The sequence below is a fragment of the Novosphingobium rhizovicinum genome, assembly GCF_040813635.1.
GTDB lineage: Bacteria > Pseudomonadota > Alphaproteobacteria > Sphingomonadales > Sphingomonadaceae > Novosphingobium > Novosphingobium rhizovicinum.
In genome coordinates this window covers 278,675-293,431 of sequence record NZ_JBFNXR010000054.1, presented here as the reverse complement: position 1 = coordinate 293,431, position 14,757 = coordinate 278,675, and the positions used below count along the sequence as shown (strand labels likewise).

The following is a 14,757-nucleotide window of genomic DNA, read 5'->3' as shown; positions in this document are numbered from 1 at the left end:
CTTCAGGCGAACTGCTTGCCGAACGCTTCGAGCGCGGCTGCCAGTTGCTTGGGGGTTTCACCCTCGAACTTGCCGGTGTCGCGGATCTCGGCGAGCACTTGAGGGTGCTCGGAGTGCAGGTAGCTGAGCATTTCGCTCTCGTACTGCGTCACCTTGTCGACCGGCAGCTTGTCGAGATAGCCGTTGGTACCTGCGTAGATCGAGGCGACCTGCTCTTCCATAGCCAGCGGCGAGAACTGCTTTTGCTTCAGCAGCTCCGTCAGGCGTGCACCGCGATTGAGCAGCTTCTGGGTGGAAGCGTCGAGGTCCGAACCGAACTGTGCGAACGCGGCCATCTCGCGGTACTGCGCCAGTTCCAGCTTGATCGAGCCGGCGACCTTCTTCATCGCCTTGGTCTGCGCCGAACCGCCGACGCGGCTCACCGAGAGGCCGACGTTGATGGCCGGACGCACGCCCTGATAGAACAGGCCGGTTTCAAGGAAGATCTGGCCGTCGGTGATCGAGATCACGTTGGTCGGAATGTATGCCGAAACGTCGCCTGCCTGAGTCTCGATGATCGGCAGTGCAGTCAGCGATCCTGCGCCGAAGTCGTCGTTCATCTTCGCCGCACGCTCAAGCAAACGAGAGTGCAGGTAGAACACGTCGCCCGGGTAAGCTTCGCGGCCCGGAGGACGACGCAGCAGCAGCGACATCTGGCGGTAGGCGACAGCCTGCTTGGAAAGATCGTCGAACACGATGACGGCGTGCATGCCGTTGTCGCGGAAGAACTCACCCATGGCAGCGCCGGTGTAGGGCGCGAGGTACTGCAGCGGCGCGGGTTCCGAAGCGGTCGCGGCGATGACGATGGAGTATTCCATCGCGCCGTTCTCTTCGAGCTGGCGGACGATCTGCGCGACGGTCGAGCGCTTCTGGCCGACGGCGACGTAGATGCAGTAAAGCTTCTTGTTCTCGTCCGTACCCGAGTTCGGGCCCTTCTGGTTGATGAAGGTGTCGATCGCGACGGCGGACTTGCCGGTCTGGCGGTCACCGATGATCAGCTCGCGCTGGCCGCGGCCGACGGGAACGAGGGCGTCAATTGCCTTGAGGCCAGTCTGCACGGGCTCGTGCACCGACTTGCGCGGGATGATGCCGGGAGCCTTGGTCTCAACGCGGCGACGCTCGGTCGACACGATCGGGCCCTTGCCGTCGATCGGGTTGCCCAGAGCATCGACGACGCGACCGAGAAGACCCTTGCCGACGGGTACGTCAACGATGGTGCCGGTCCGCTTGACGCTGTCGCCTTCCTTGATGGAAGCGTCCGAGCCGAAGATCACGACGCCGACGTTATCGGCTTCGAGGTTCAGCGCCATGCCCTGAATGCCGCCGTTGAACTCGACCATTTCACCAGCCTGAACCTTGTCGAGGCCGTGAATGCGAGCGATACCGTCACCCACCGAGAGTACGGTGCCGACTTCGGAGACCTGCGCTTCGGTGCCGAAGCTGGCGATCTGGTCCTTAATGACCTTCGAGATTTCTGCGGCGCGGATGTCCATCGGGTTTTCCTTCTTAGCCCTTCATGGCCTGGGCGAGCGAATTGAGACGAGTGCGGATCGAGCTGTCGATGCGCTTGGAACCGATCGTGACGACCAGTCCTCCAAGCAGCTCAGGGTCCACGCTGGTACGGATCTTGACGTTGCGGCCCTCACGCGCCTCCAGCTTCTGGCGCAGCTGCTCGATCTGGCCGTCGCTGAGAGGGTGGGCTGAGCTGACTTCGGCAGTCGCTTCACCGCGCTGGGCGGCAGCGATCGCATGAAAAGCCCGAATGATCTCTGGCAGTGAGGAGAGGCGGCGATTTGCCGCGAGTACACCAAGAAAGTTCTTGGTGAGATCAGAGAGGCCGAGGATCGGCGCAATTGCATTCATCGCCTGCCCGGCAGCGTCGCGGCTCACCTGCGGATTGCGGATCAGCGCACCGAAGTCTTCGCTTTCACGAATGGCCTGACCGATGCGATCGAGGTCTCCCTCAACCGCGGTTACGGTGCCGTTCTCACTGGCGAGGTCGAACAGAGCCGAAGCGTAACGCCCCTGCAGACTGGCCTTGATTCCGCCGGAATTCTCCACGCGTGTCCTATCCTTGCATCAGGTTCGCCGGGGCGCGCCTGCGAAGGCGCGAAACCGCGCTCCGAAGCCCCCAGACCGGGCGGCGCATAGCGGCGATTCCCCGATGGTGCAAGCTGCCCCGACCCACCTGGGGAAAGATCGCCGCAGAGCCGTCACTTACTTCCGGGTTCATTGTGGAACCGACGCCGCCGAGGTGACCGCCGTTGAACAGTCCGACGATGATTTTGTTTTGAGCGCAAGCGCCGGGATGCTGCCACGGCGAATCGCTGGCATGGTTCCGTTTCGCATGTGGTGAAAGCGCGATGGCGTGCATGTCGGACTGGAGAGCGGAGAAACAGCATGAGTAGCGGGAGCGGGTTGGTTGCTGACTCTACGGCTTGGACGGCGGTGCTTGCACGTGATCGGCGTTTCGACGGACGATTCGTCACGGGCGTGCACTCTACCGGCATCTACTGTCGGCCGTCTTGCCCGGCACGGCACCCGAAAAGGGAGAATGTGCGGTTCTACGCCTCGGCGGACGAGGCAGAGGCTGCCGGCCTTCGCGCGTGCAAACGATGTAGCCCCCGACAGGTCGCGCGGGATGAAGCCGCAGTCGCTCACGCATTGGCTTTGCTGCGCGATAGTGAAGGCTCAATCTCGCTCGCGCAGCTTGCGGAGCAGACGGGGTATTCGGCTACGCACTTTCAGCGGGTGTTCAAGCGTGCCGTTGGCATGAGCCCCGCGGCCTACATGCGTACTGTCAGACTCGAACGCGCGAGGACCGCGCTGAGCGGCGGCGCGCGTGTGACTGAGGCTGTGTACGCATCGGGATATGGCGCGGCCTCGCGATTCTACGAAGCGAGTGAGAGGAAACTCGGCATGGAACCCTCAGCTTGGCGCAAAGGTGGGGCAGGGGTTACGATCCACTGGGCGGTGGTTCCCACTACACTGGGGCAGATGCTCGTCGCTGCCACTGGTAAGGGCATATGCCGCCTTTCGTTCGGCGAGGGACCAGAGGTGCTGGCGAAGCGTTTCCCGCGCGCCGAATTGGTGCAAGCTGACGAGAGCTTTTCCGAGTTGATCGCCGACGTGGTGGCATCGGTCGAGCGCCCCGGCGAATCCCGGGCGATCCCTCTGGATGTGCAAGGAACAGCGTTTCAAGAGGCGGTGTGGCAGGAGCTTCAGCGAATCCCTGCCGGCGAAACGCGGAGCTATGCTCAGATTGCTGCCGCTGTCGGCAAACCGGGAGCCGTCCGCGCAGCCGGGTCCGCCAATGGCGCGAACAATGTAGCCGTTCTCATCCCGTGCCATCGCGTCGTCCGAACGGGTGGAGCGCTTGGTGGCTACGCCTACGGAGTCGACCTGAAGCGCGAACTCCTGCGGCGCGAAAGAAAGTGAGGGAGAGGGCCTGGGTCAGTTTCGCGCCCGGCCGCTGGTTGCAGGTGGAAGGTTCGCCAGGAATGTCTCCGCGCTCTCGAGGTAGGCTTCCCGCTTGCTCTGGTCCATCTTGTCCCATGTGCCGTAAACCCGGTTTATGCGCATATTGCCTTCAAAGAGCTTTCGGTGCCGCACGAGGAAGTGCCAGTAGAGCGAATTGAACGGACAGGCGTCATCGCCCGTCTTTTTCCCAACGTCGTACCGGCAGCCGCTGCAGTAATCCGACATCCTGTTGATGTAGTTGCCGCTCGCAGCATAGGGTTTCGAAGCAAGGCGTCCCTGATCCGCCCATAAAGCCATTCCGCTGACATTCGGAAGTTCCACCCATTCGTAGGCGTCGGCGTAAACGACGAGAAACCAGTCTTGCAGCTCTTGGGGGTGGACGCCTGTAATCAGGGCAAAGTTTCCCAGGACCATGAGGCGCTGGATGTGGTGCGCATGTGCATTCTCGCGGGTGGAACGGATACAGTCTGCCAGGCAGCGCATGTCAGTTTCCCCGGTCCAGTAGAACTCCGGAAGGGGGCGCTGCGCATTCAACGCGTTGGCTTCGCGCAGCTCCGGCATTTCAAACCAGTACATGCCGCGGATATACTCGCGCCAGCCGATGATCTGACGGATAAATCCTTCCGCAGCGTTCAACGGAACCTTTCGCTCGCGGTAAGCTCTCTCAGCGCGTCGGCAGACCTCCAGTGGATCCAGCAAACCAAGGTTTATCGATGTCGATAGCAGCGCATGGAACAGGTCGTCTTGCCCGTGGGCCATGGCGTCCTGATAGGTTCCAAACTCCGGCAGGCGCTCCGCGATAAACTTGTCGAGGGCCTTGGCCGCCTGCTTGGCGGTGACGGGCCAGCGAAAGCGGTCGAGGCTGCCGAAGTGATCTCCGAAACGGCGCTCCACGAGCGCGACCACCTCGCGGGTCACCTTGTCCGGGGGAAACCCGGGAACGGGAGGTGGGGCCATGAACATGTCGGGCCCGGCGCGGTTTTCCTTGTCGTAGTTCCACTGGCCACCCTCAGGCTCGCCGCCATCCATGAGAAGCCCCGTGCGACGCCGCATTTCACGATAGAAGTTTTCCATCAGCAGCCGGTCGCGGCTCTGTGCCCAAGTATAGAACTCCTCTTTGGTGCACAAAAAGCGGTCGTCCGGGAGGATGTCGACGCGGATCTGGAAGGTCTCCTTCCAGGCGCTCATCATCTCTGCGACTCGCCATTCGCCCGCCTCAACCACTCTAATTCGCTCAGCCTGGTGACGTGAGATTGCGCGTTTCACTTCACCAGTGAAGCTGCCGGTATTGCCGTCGTCATCGAGCCGAATGTAGTCGACGCTCCATCCATCGTCCTCCAGAGCCGCAGCGAAGTGGCGCATGGCAGAAAAGACAAGAACCAGCTTCTGCTTGTGATGGCGAACGTAAGTGGCCTCGTCCCACAGCTCCATCATCAGGATAGTGGTGGAAGCCTTCTCACACCCTGCGAGGCTGGCGATGTTTCGGCTAAGCTGATCGCCGAGAATGGGAACAAGAGTTGTCATGCAGGCAGACGCTAACGCTCCCGGTCGGGCGAGGCGCCATGCCCTTTAGGGCGTGAAAAGGGGGAGCGATCTCGTTTTAAGGTGCTGCCCCCCTACAAGCGTCCCAAAAGTGACTAATCCGATTGCCTTCTTCGAACATGAACTTTCGGTCGATGTCTAAGTCGAGGAAATAGTGGAATGTTCAGGCTGCCCACACACGGGCAAGGAGAGGAGGCTCAGATGAAGAAGCTGGTAATAGCAGCGCTTCTGGTGACTGGAGTGGCTGGCCCTTCGGCCTTTGCGCAAGGACGCTATGATGTCTTTGCGACGTGGTCCGAATGTCGGGCTGCAGCCAAACTTGCGGCTCAGGCTGGGGAGACCGTAAGTGATTGTCGTAAGGTCGACGGCGGCTGGACCTATAATCCACGGTCCTGCCAGGACGGCCAGTGCATGCCCGACTGAGAGCATGCCCGACTGAGATGCTGTTCGATAGCGCGCCGGTACCCGAGGCCGGCGTGCTATTGCCCAGAGGTCGGTGCAGCGATGCTATGGCGTCCGCAGGCGGCGGTCTGCCCGGCTAGACCCACGGAGTTGCGAGCTGCACAAGGCGGTCGATCCGCTCCTGGGAGATGTCCCAGGCTTTTGGATCGACCTCACCGAGGATCGCATCGCTCGAGCGACCGTCGCCGGCGATCACAAGTTCCGTACGCGTGAATTTACGCCGGCGAGTTGAGTAGAAGGCGAGCACCTTTGGTTTTGCCGCGTGTCGACCGCCTTCGATGATCACACCAAGGCGATCGTTCGACAGTTGGACGATGGTGCCGACCGGAAACACGCCGATGCTCAGCATGAATGAGAACAGCAGCTCCGCGTCGAAGTGACCGATCCACTGCCGCATGCGGGTGATCGCATCGACCGGCGGCCAGGCTTCCTTGTACGGCCTGCTAGAGGTGACGGCGTCGTAGACGTCGCAAATCGCTCCCATTCGAGCAGCCAAGCTGATCTGTTCGGCCTGAAGCCCATGTGGGTAGCCGGTTCCGTCGATTTTCTCATGGTGATGCTGACAAACGTCCAGGGCGGCGGCCGGGATGCCGTCGATTTCCTGAAGCATCTGAAAGCCCTGCATCGAGTGCGTCTTGACCAGCGCAAACTCATCCGGGGTCAATCGTCCCGGCTTGTTGAGCAAGGCGTCCGGAAGCTTCACCTTGCCGATGTCATGAAGGAGGCCCGCGGTGCCCATCTCTGCCGTCGTCTCGTCATCGAGCCCAATCTGGCGGGCCAGGTTGACCATCAGCGCACAGACGGCGACAGAGTGCAGATATGTGTACTCGTCCTTCGTCTTGAGACGCAGTACCTTGAGAAGGGCGTGTCGGTTCTGCTCGATCGATGCGGTGACATCTTCGACCACGGAGACGACGGCGTCCGACCGCACTCCCTTTCCCAGCCGAGCCTCGTTCAACAGGCCGCGCATTGTCTCTCTGGAACGATTCACGACCTCGGTGGCAGCTGCCATTCTCTCGTCGTGCTGCGCCTCGGCTTCGAGCGCTGCGGCCTCTTGCGCGCCCGTGACCGGCAAAGGCGACAAGTTCCGGCCCTTCGATATGTCGATCAGCAACGTCTCGATTTCGCTGGCGAGAACCGTTTCGACGTCCTTCTCTCGCTCGAGAAGGAAGCCGCGGCGCCAGAATGGGTGCTTGAACCACGAGCCTTCGAAGGCGTGGACGTACATGCCCAGGCGGATCTGATCACGCTGGATGCGCCGGAGCGTCATGCTTGTTTCCTTCGCCAGGCCCTATGCACGCGTCCGAGTTCCGCCGCTCCAGTGGTGAAAACGATAAGAGCATTATAGCCCGATCTCTCACCAATTCGTGACGCGCGGATGAAAAAGAGGGGCGGCCGTCTTCCGCTTCTGCCAATCGCCTCAGCAGCCTTCAGACGAAGCTATATGGATCGATGTCGATGGCGACCCGCACACCTTGGGGGAACTCCAGCGGTTTCAGCCATTCCTGAAGGTAACGCTGCAATTCCGCCGATCGTCTCGCGTTGATGAGCAGGCGGTACCGGTAACGGCCCCGCAGCAGGGCCATCGGAGCAGGAGCTGGCCCCAGGACAAGCATGTCTGGATGTCGGGGGGCGGTGCCGCCAATCGCGCGGGCAGCACTCTGGGCCTCTGCCTGATCCTCGCTCGAGACAATGATCGCCGCCCAGCGGCCAAACGGCGGCGCGCCCGCCTCGCGGCGCGCCTGGGTCTCGGCCTCGTAGAAAGCACTGCGGTCGCCGGAGGCAAGAGCGGAGATCACTGCCGCTTCGGGATGGCGTGTCTGGATCAGCACGTCTCCCGGTTTCTCGCCGCGCCCGGCGCGCCCCGCAACCTGCGCGATCTGCTGATAAGTGCGCTCACCCGCGCGCAAGTCACCGCCTTCGAGGCCAAGATCGGCATCCACTACGCCAACGAGCGTTAACTCCGGGAAATGGTAGCCCTTGGTAACGAGCTGCGTTCCCACGATTACGTCGATGGCACCTTCCTCTGCCTGCGCCACGAAGTTTCCGACTGCTTCTCGCGAGTTCAGGGTGTCGGAAGTGACAACCGCGATCCGTGCCTCGGGAAGCAATTCTCCAACCTCGTCCGCGATGCGCTCCACACCGGGGCCGCACGCAACAAGGCAGTCGGGAGTGCCGCATTCGGGGCAGGCGTCTGGCACCGGAGTTTCGTGGCCGCAGTGGTGGCAGGCGAGCCGGCTCGAGAAGCGGTGTTCCACAAGCCAGGCGGTGCAATTGGGGCATTGAAAGCGATAGCCGCAGTGCCGGCACAGCGTCAGTGGCGCGTAGCCCCGGCGGTTGAGGAAGAGCAACGACTGTTCGCCGCGTCCCAACCGGACCTTCATCTCCTCTACCAGTCGGGGTGCGAGCCAACGGCCACGTTCGGGAACCTCGCTGCGGAGATCGACGATTGCGATCTCGGGAAGCTGTGCGCCACCGAAGCGGTCGGGCAACTCTATACGCTTGTAGACGCCGGCTTCGGCGAGTTGCATCGATTCCAGTGCAGGCGTCGCGCTGGCGAGGATGACCGGCGCTTTCTCAAACCGGGCGCGGATCACCGCCACGTCACGCGCGTTGTAGCGAACTCCGTCGTCTTGCTTGAAAGAGACCTCGTGGGCCTCGTCGACGACGACCAGGCCGAGGTGCGCGTAGGGCAGAAATAGCGCGGATCTCGCTCCTACCACGACTTGGGCCTCGCCCCGGACGATGGCGCGCCAAGCCCGTCGCCGCTCGCTCGCTTTCAACGACGAGTGCCAAAGAATGGGCGGAGCTCCGAACCGCTGCTCGAAGCGGCGCAGGAAGTTCTCCGTCAAAGCAATTTCGGGAAGCAGCACCAGCACTTGGCGGTTCCTTCGCAGAGCCTCGGCTACGGCCTCGAAGTAGGTCTCGGTTTTCCCGGATCCTGTCACGCCGTCGAGGAGAAACGGTGTGAACCCGCCGGACCGCACCGCCTCCACAAAGACCTGCGCGGCTTGCGCCTGTCCGTCGCTGAGCTGAGGTTGTGTGAAGTCTGGCAGGGCCGCGGGGTAGGGGCGGTCGCAGTCGATGACCAGTGACTCCAGCAGCCCGGCGCCGACCATGCCGCGCAACACACCCTCTGATACACCCGCCAGTTCTGCCAGTTCGCGGATCGATCCTTGCTCGCCTTGAAGTGCGTCCAGCGCGGCGGCTCGTTGCGGCGTCAGACGAGCGGGTTCGACGCCTGTCAGCCGGTACTCCGTTGTGGTACCGCCGCCGCGCAGTGCAGCGCTGCTGGCCAATGCCATGCGTGCAACACTGGCCATTGGCGCGCAGTAGTAGTCCGCCGTCCATTCGATGAGCCTGCGCAGCTCCGCCGACAGGGGGGGGACTGGCAAGACCTCAAGCACAGCGCGCAGCTTTGTGTCAGGCACTTCCTTGGTGTTCAGGCGTTCCGCTTCCCAGACGATGCCGATGATCTGGCGAGGCCCGAGGGGCGCGACGACGACCGAGCCGTATTCAAGCGTCAGCCCCTCGGGCTCGCGGTAATCGAGCACGCCGAGGGCGGCGTTGAAGACGAGGAGACGAATGCGCCTGATGGGAGTCGCTGGGTTGGACATCTTTGCGCATATAGGCATTCACGGAAACTCTCGGGAAGGAATTGGGGCGTGCTTGTAGATCGATACGCTGTAAATCTGCGCGCACCGCTAGGACGCCGCGGCGTTTTGGGCGGCGGCCTTGGACTTGCCGGCCTGCTGGTGCTGCCTGCTTGCACGACGACCAGCGGGCTTGGAGAGTATTTCTACGTCGACGCCGTGCGCCGTCTGCTGGAAGCGTCCACCCGCAATGCTTTCGCCCGGCTGACTGCTCCGGAAGGCTTTTGGGACAGCGCCGTGGCGCGGATCGAGCTTCCCGTTCTGTTCGGCAAGCGCGGCTCCGTGATGGAGGGCATCTTGCGCTCGCCGGCATTTCGCGAACGGCTCCAACATCGCTTGAACATTATCGCTGAGGATGGCGCCCGTGCCGCTGCGCCCGTGGTCGCGGACACCGTCCGCACGATCGGCATCGAGAACGCATATGCCCTCATCACGGGTGAGCCGTCAGCCGCGACGACATTCCTGCGCGCGCAGATGGGGGCAGCGCTGGTGAACGCCATGATACCCGAGCTGCAAGATATCATGCGCATCACCTCAGACCCACTCGTCAACCAGGCTCTATCGCTCCTTGCAGGCGTCGATGTCGCGCAGGCGGCTCATGCTCTCGCGCTCGAGGCGGACAACGCCATCTGGTATGAGATTGGCGCGGAGGAGGCCGCCATCCGGCGTGATCCTGGCAAGAGCGGCGACCCAGTGCTGAAAAGAGTCTTCGGAGGCTGACTCTCGCGGAGGAGGATGGGCTGGCGGCTTGCTGCTCCGGCCCCTATAGGACGCCCAAACCGCTCAACAGGAAACTACCATGAAGTTCTTCGTCGACACTGCCGACACCCAGGAAATCGCCGATCTGGCCGAAACGGGCCTTCTCGACGGCGTTACCACCAATCCTTCGCTGATCGCGAAATCCGGCCGTGACTTCATGGAAGTCACCAAGGAAATTTGCGGCCTCGTCAAAGGGCCGGTCAGCGCCGAGGTTGTCGCGCTGGATCATGCAGAGATGATGCGTGAGGCTGAAGTGCTGCGCAAGATTGCGGACAACGTCTGCATCAAGGTGCCGCTGACGATCGATGGCCTCAAGACCTGCCGCAAGCTCAGCGACGATGGGACGATGGTCAATGTGACGCTGTGCTTCTCGGCCAATCAGGCACTGCTGGCTGCGAAGGCGGGTGCAAGCTTCATTTCGCCCTTCGTCGGCCGTCATGATGACAACGGATTCGACGGTCTCGATCTGATTCGCGACATCCGCCTTATCTACGATAACTACGCGTTTGAGACGGAGATCCTCGCCGCCTCCATCCGCCACCCCGTCCATGTGCTGGAATGCGCAAAGATCGGCGCGGACGTGATGACTGCCCCCCCTGCCGTGATCCGCGCGCTGTTCAAGCACGTCCTGACCGACAAGGGCATCGAGGGGTTCCTCGCAGACTGGGCCAAGACCGGGCAGTCGATCTGAGGATGAAGATCGCTCCTCTTTCACCCGGCTCGGCCGTGATGAAACGGGAGCGATCGGGCGTGGCGCTTGTCGAAGCGCCACCGGCTCTCTAGCGTTTTCGAGACATGTCCGACGAATCTCCCGCCGATCGCTTCAAGTCCGTTCTCGCGGGCGCCAGCCGTGCCATCGCGCATGAACCCGAAGTCGAGGTTAACTGGACCGCAGAGACGCCGAGCTCCAGCGGCACGGCCTTCCGCGTGCCGATGCCCGGTCGATCGCTGCCACGCGCCGCTGCGATGCAGGCCCGCGGCTTTGCGGACAGCTTTGCACTGAAGCTCCGCCACCACGATGAGCTCCTGCACCAGCGCCATGCTCCCCTCGAGCCGGCGGCGCGGGCCTGCTATGACGCGGTTGAGCTTGTGCGGTATGAGGCACTCGGCTCCAATCGCTTTGCGGGAATGCGCGACAACCTGGACGCGGCGCTTGACGTTCGCATCGGTGGCGATCCGATCACCCGCGCGGAGAGCGCGGATGAAGTGCCGGTGCAGGCGGCGCTGGCACTGCTCTTGCGCGAACATCTAACGGGTCAGCCGATCCCGGAAGCGGCGCAGGGCGGCGTCGACATGCTCCGGCAGTGGATCGAAGAGCGTGCGGGCGCTGACTTCGATGCGCTGGCAGCTTCAATGGAAGACCAGAAGGCCTTTCAGTCCCTCTCGCTGGACATGCTGCAGCACCTGGAGCTTACACGAACCGAGCGGCTGCCTGAAGAACCCGACAATTCCGACGACATGGATGGCGACGAGGAGACCGAGGAAGAGCAGACCGGCGACGACAAGGGCGAGGAGCAGCAGCCAAGCGAAGTGGCAGCCGAGCCTAACGAGGGGCAGGACGAAGGCGAAAGCGAAGCGGAAGGCGAATCCTCTGACGAGATGGAGGAAGGCCAGGAAGGCGACGAGGGCGAGGAAGGAATGCTCCCCGTTCGTCCCAACCGCCCCTGGACCGACATTCCCGAGACCTTCGACTACAAGGTGTTCACAGAGGCCTTCGATGAGGTCACTGCCGCTAACGACCTGTGTGACGAAGAGGAACTGACACGGCTTCGGGCCTATCTCGATGCGCAGTTGAAGGGGCTGCAAGGCATCGTCACGCGGCTTGCGAACAGGCTCCAGCGCCGTCTGATGGCGCAGCAGAACCGCTCGTGGGACTTCGACCAGGAAGAAGGATTGCTCGACGCGGCACGGCTTGCGCGGGTGGTTGTCTCGCCCGGCCAGTCGCTGTCCTACAAGGTCGAACGCGACGTGGAGTTCAAGGATACCGTCGTCACCCTCCTGATCGACAATTCGGGATCGATGCGTGGACGCCCGATCTCCATCGCGGCGATCAGCGCTGACGTGCTTGCACGCACACTGGAACGGTGCGGCGTCAAGGTGGAGATTCTGGGCTTCACGACGCGAGCCTGGAAGGGCGGACAAAGCCGAGAGGCGTGGCTTGCGAACGGTAAGCCGCAGCACCCCGGTCGCCTCAATGACCTGCGGCACATCGTCTACAAGAAAGCGGACGAACCCTGGCGCCGTGCGCGCAAGAACCTTGGGCTGATGATGCGCGAGGGCTTGTTGAAGGAGAACATCGACGGCGAGGCCCTGCTGTGGGCCCACAGCCGGCTCCTTGCGCGGCCCGAAGATCGGCGCATCCTCATGGTCATCTCGGACGGTGCTCCGGTCGACGACTCGACGCTCAGCGTCAACAGTGCCGGTTATCTTGAAGCGCATCTGCGGCGTGTGATCGAGTGGATCGAACGCCAGAGCCCGGTTCAGCTTGTCGCGATCGGAATCGGGCACGATGTCACCCGCTACTATCGCCGCGCCGTTACGATCATGGATGTCGAGCAACTCGGCGGCACGATGATCGAGCAACTGGCGGACCTGTTCGAGGAGGATTGATGAACGTCGCCGAAGCCGTTGCCACTCGGCGCTCCATCCGGGCGTTCCATGACACTCCCGTTGATCTGGCGACGATCCGAAGAGTCCTGGATCGGGCCCGCATGGCTCCTTCGGGCTGCAACTTTCAGCCGTGGCGCGCAACCGTTCTCACGGGCAAGCCCTTGGCGGCGCTGCAGCAAAAGCTCCTCGCCAGCGAGCCGCAGGATTCCATCGAATACAGTTTTTCCGAGCCGAACCAGTCGCCGCGACACCTTGCAAGGCTCAAGGAACTCGGCGCCTGCATGTACGGATCGCTGGGCATTGCCCGTGAGGATACGGCGTTGCGGGAGCAGGTCTCACGGCAGAACCTGACCTCCTTTGGCGCACCAGTGCTGCTTCTCTGCCACTTCGAACGCTTCATGGGCCCGCCGCAGTGGTCGGACGTGGGTATGTGGCTGCAAACGATCATGCTGCTCTTGCGCGAAGAGGGGCTCGACAGCTGCCCGCAGGAGTGGATGGCGCTCTACGCCCGGCTCATCAAGGCAGAGATTGGCGTGGCGGACGAGGAGCAGATCCTGTTCTGTGGTGTCGCCATCGACCACCGGGACCCCGATGCTCCTGTGAACACGTTCGAGCGGCCTCGGGTGCCGCTTGACGAGCAGGTGCGGTTCGTCGGCTGGGAATGAGCGGACCTACGGCGGCGGTTCAGGCTCGCTAATCCAACCGGCGGGTTCGCGCGCGGCTATGCTTGACTGGAAAGGGGGGCAGCGTAAGTCCCGCCCATGACCGCGCTACGCCTTTATAACAGCCTGACCCGTACTCTCGAGGAGTTCACCCCCGTCCACGAGGGAGAGGCGCGGGTCTACACCTGCGGCCCAACGGTCTACAATTATCCTCACATCGGTAACATGCGAGCTTACGTGTTCGCCGATGTCCTTGGCCGCACGCTTAGCTTCAGCGGCTACAAGCTGACCCACGTCATCAACATCACCGATGTCGGCCACCTGACCGACGACGCCGACGCGGGCGAGGACAAGATGGAGAAGATGGCCCGGCAGCAGGAACAGTCCATCTGGGAGATCGCGAAGCACTACACAGAAGCGTACTGGGACGACATCCGCGCTCTGAACATTCGGCAGCCAGCCAAGTGGTCGATAGCGACTGAGTATGTTCCCCAGATGATCGAGTTCGCGGAGAAGATCGCGCCTCGGCATTGCTACGAACTTGAGAGCGGTTTGTATTTCGATGTGTCGACGGTCGCAGACTATGGCCGGCTCGCTCGTGCGGTGACTGAGGAAGGCGAGGGGCGCATCGAAGCTGTCGAGGGCAAGCGTAACGCAGCGGACTTCGCGATCTGGCGCAAGACTCCTGCCGGCGAAAAGCGGCAGATGGAGTGGGACTCCCCATGGGGGCGAGGAGCACCGGGCTGGCACCTAGAATGCTCCGTCATGTCAGGGGATCTGCTTGGCTTCCCCTTTGACATTCATACGGGCGGCATCGATCACCGCGAGATCCACCATCCCAATGAGATCGCACAGAACCAGGCCTTTTGCTGCACCAACGGCTTGGACGTGCCGACAAATTCGGGTGCGCGCATATGGATGCACAACAACTTCCTCGTCGAGCGTTCGGGCAAGATGAGCAAGTCGAGCGGCGAGTTTCTGCGCCTGCAGCTGCTGATCGACAAAGGATATCACCCGCTCGCCTACCGGTTGATGTGCCTGCAGGCGCATTACCGCAGCGAACTGGAGTTCTCATGGGAGAACCTGGGCGCTGCCCTCACGCGCCTCAAGCGAATGATCATAGCGGCTGAGCGGCTGCGCGAGGTAGAGGCGGCCGACACAATCCATCCCAAGCTGGCGCCGCTGCTGGAGACGTTCGCGACCGCACTCGCAGATGATCTGAACACGCCGGTCGCCTTGACGGCGCTTGAGGACGCACTGGCTGCCAAGAAGATCGATGCCGGCGCCAAGCGCGCTGCGGTAGAGCGCATGGACGCCGTTTTGGGCTTGGACTTGTTCGGCAGGACGCGGGCAGACTTGCGTCTGCGCCCGAAGGCTGCCGAGATGACTGAAGCGGAGATCGAAACCGCACTGCAGAGGCGCAAGGCCGCGCGCGCGGAGAAGGATTTCGCAACCTCCGACGCTCTCCGCGACGAACTTGCTGGCCGCGGCGTTGAGGTAATGGACGGCGACCCACTAGGTTGGGAGTGGAAGCTGGGCTGAACGGAAAA

General features: G+C 62.5%; 12 protein-coding genes. 7 read left to right on the top strand and 5 right to left on the bottom strand.

Going from position 1 to position 14,757, the window contains the following annotated elements; genetic code table 11:
• Window positions 1-2: 2 nt before the first annotated feature.
• A complete protein-coding gene (gene atpA / locus ABUH87_RS17920) occupies window positions 3-1,532 on the bottom strand; it encodes a F0F1 ATP synthase subunit alpha (RefSeq protein ID WP_367775479.1) in 1,530 nt (509 codons plus the stop codon).
• A gap of 13 nt (window positions 1,533-1,545) precedes the next feature.
• Complete coding sequence (locus ABUH87_RS17915) at window positions 1,546-2,100, bottom strand: F0F1 ATP synthase subunit delta (protein WP_367775478.1); 555 nt, start codon at window positions 2,098-2,100, stop codon at window positions 1,546-1,548.
• 339 nt (window positions 2,101-2,439) lie between these two features.
• On the opposite strand from ABUH87_RS17915, the gene ada reads away from it, so the two are divergent.
• Window positions 2,440-3,477 carry a bifunctional DNA-binding transcriptional regulator/O6-methylguanine-DNA methyltransferase Ada gene (gene ada / locus ABUH87_RS17910; protein ID WP_367775477.1) on the top strand — a complete coding sequence of 346 codons (1,038 nt, stop codon included), beginning with the start codon at window positions 2,440-2,442 and terminating at the stop codon, window positions 3,475-3,477.
• Between the two features lie 15 nt (window positions 3,478-3,492).
• On the opposite strand, the gene ABUH87_RS17905 is transcribed toward ada, so the two are convergent.
• Complete coding sequence (locus ABUH87_RS17905; RefSeq protein ID WP_367775476.1) at window positions 3,493-5,043, bottom strand: cryptochrome/photolyase family protein; 1,551 nt, start codon at window positions 5,041-5,043, stop codon at window positions 3,493-3,495.
• 219 nt (window positions 5,044-5,262) lie between these two features.
• Between ABUH87_RS17905 and ABUH87_RS17900 the strand changes: the two genes are divergently transcribed.
• Window positions 5,263-5,484 carry a hypothetical protein gene (locus tag ABUH87_RS17900; protein ID WP_367775475.1) on the top strand — a complete coding sequence of 74 codons (222 nt, stop codon included), beginning with the start codon at window positions 5,263-5,265 and terminating at the stop codon, window positions 5,482-5,484.
• Between the two features lie 115 nt (window positions 5,485-5,599).
• On the opposite strand, the gene ABUH87_RS17895 is transcribed toward ABUH87_RS17900, so the two are convergent.
• Window positions 5,600-6,793 (bottom strand): HD-GYP domain-containing protein, encoded by a 1,194-nt coding sequence (locus tag ABUH87_RS17895; protein ID WP_367775474.1) that lies wholly within the window; start codon window positions 6,791-6,793, stop codon window positions 5,600-5,602.
• Window positions 6,794-6,953: 160 nt separating this feature from the next.
• A complete protein-coding gene (locus tag ABUH87_RS17890; RefSeq protein WP_367775596.1) occupies window positions 6,954-9,119 on the bottom strand; it encodes a primosomal protein N' in 2,166 nt (721 codons plus the stop codon).
• A gap of 69 nt (window positions 9,120-9,188) precedes the next feature.
• Here ABUH87_RS17890 and ABUH87_RS17885 point away from each other — a divergent pair, with 69 nt between their 5' ends.
• From ABUH87_RS17885 to cysS, 5 genes are all read left to right on the top strand, one after another.
• A complete protein-coding gene (locus ABUH87_RS17885; protein WP_367775472.1) occupies window positions 9,189-9,896 on the top strand; it encodes a DUF4197 domain-containing protein in 708 nt (235 codons plus the stop codon).
• A gap of 79 nt (window positions 9,897-9,975) precedes the next feature.
• Window positions 9,976-10,626, top strand: coding sequence for a fructose-6-phosphate aldolase (gene fsa / locus ABUH87_RS17880; RefSeq protein WP_367775471.1), 651 nt, complete (start codon window positions 9,976-9,978; stop codon window positions 10,624-10,626).
• Window positions 10,627-10,730: 104 nt separating this feature from the next.
• Window positions 10,731-12,545, top strand: coding sequence for a cobaltochelatase subunit CobT (cobT, locus tag ABUH87_RS17875; protein WP_367775470.1), 1,815 nt, complete (start codon window positions 10,731-10,733; stop codon window positions 12,543-12,545).
• Window positions 12,545-13,210: a nitroreductase gene (locus ABUH87_RS17870; RefSeq protein WP_367775469.1), complete on the top strand. Its 666-nt coding sequence runs from the start codon at window positions 12,545-12,547 to the stop codon at window positions 13,208-13,210. The genes cobT and ABUH87_RS17870 overlap by 1 nt, the downstream gene beginning before the upstream one ends.
• A gap of 96 nt (window positions 13,211-13,306) precedes the next feature.
• Entirely contained in the window at window positions 13,307-14,749 is a 1,443-nt protein-coding gene (cysS, locus tag ABUH87_RS17865) for a cysteine--tRNA ligase (protein ID WP_367775468.1), read from the top strand.
• Window positions 14,750-14,757 lie beyond the last annotated feature (8 nt).

Excerpts from the sequence above, each read along its gene's own strand:
- atpA (WP_367775479.1), bottom strand. The coding sequence starts at position 1,532 with ATGGACATCCGCGCCGCAGAAATCTCGAAGGTCATTAAGGACCAGATC.
- ada (WP_367775477.1), top strand. The coding sequence starts at position 2,440 with ATGAGTAGCGGGAGCGGGTTGGTTGCTGACTCTACGGCTTGGACGGCG.
- ABUH87_RS17905 (WP_367775476.1), bottom strand. The coding sequence starts at position 5,043 with ATGACAACTCTTGTTCCCATTCTCGGCGATCAGCTTAGCCGAAACATC.
- ABUH87_RS17900 (WP_367775475.1), top strand. The coding sequence starts at position 5,263 with ATGAAGAAGCTGGTAATAGCAGCGCTTCTGGTGACTGGAGTGGCTGGC.
- ABUH87_RS17895 (WP_367775474.1), bottom strand. The coding sequence starts at position 6,793 with ATGACGCTCCGGCGCATCCAGCGTGATCAGATCCGCCTGGGCATGTAC.
- fsa (WP_367775471.1), top strand. The coding sequence starts at position 9,976 with ATGAAGTTCTTCGTCGACACTGCCGACACCCAGGAAATCGCCGATCTG.
- cobT (WP_367775470.1), top strand. The coding sequence starts at position 10,731 with ATGTCCGACGAATCTCCCGCCGATCGCTTCAAGTCCGTTCTCGCGGGC.
- ABUH87_RS17870 (WP_367775469.1), top strand. The coding sequence starts at position 12,545 with ATGAACGTCGCCGAAGCCGTTGCCACTCGGCGCTCCATCCGGGCGTTC.
- cysS (WP_367775468.1), top strand. The coding sequence starts at position 13,307 with ATGACCGCGCTACGCCTTTATAACAGCCTGACCCGTACTCTCGAGGAG.